Annotated in this window: 1 protein-coding gene; it reads left to right on the top strand. The window is 44.9% G+C overall.

Features of this window, described 5'->3' with window-relative positions; all coding sequences use genetic code 11:
• Positions 1-683: mucin-binding protein (locus tag C1E99_RS14700; protein WP_419580078.1), on the top strand; the 683-nt coding region annotated here is incomplete at both ends.

Here is a 683-nt window from a genome sequence, read left to right as displayed (position 1 = left end):
TCAGTGAAATTCACAGAAACCCTCAATGGTAAAACAGGGGATGAGTTTGGCTTTGATCCAGCTGCTAAGATTAAGGAATTTGAAAACCTTGGCTACACCGTAGTGAACAAAGACAACTACAGCTCAACAGGGACCTTCGATAACATCGACGGCAATTCCCAAGACTTCGTCTTCGAATTGACACCAAAAGTATCCCCAATCACCCCAGACCAACCAGGTAAACCAGGTGAGCCAATTGATCCGAACAATCCAGATGGACCAAAATGGCCAACAGATAATGGTGTTGATGATGTTACACGTACTATCACTCGTACAGTAACCTATGTGGACGCTACAGGTAAAGAAGTAGCTGCAGGCTCAAGCAATTCAGTTATCTTCGAACGTACAGGTGAAATCAACCATGTAACAGGTGAAGTGACTTGGACCGACTGGACAGCTAAAGGTGGCGATGCGACTCTGGAAGGGCATCCATTGCCAACAGTTGAGGGTTACATCGCAAAAGAAGCAACCAACAACGGTACTAAGGTAAAACTTGATTCAACTGTTGCCAATGTCGCTGCGACAGAAACAACAGGAAACATCACAGAAGTCGTTACTTATGTGAAACTTGGTTCATGGATTCCACAACCACCAACAGGTACAGTGGAAGTTCCACCAACGGTTTACCCTAATGATCCAACACA

Origin of the sequence: Streptococcus suis, from assembly GCF_002964045.1 — a bacterium.
Taxonomy (GTDB): Bacteria; Bacillota; Bacilli; order Lactobacillales; family Streptococcaceae; genus Streptococcus; species Streptococcus suis_U.
This window is presented reverse-complemented; position numbering and strand designations above follow the sequence as displayed.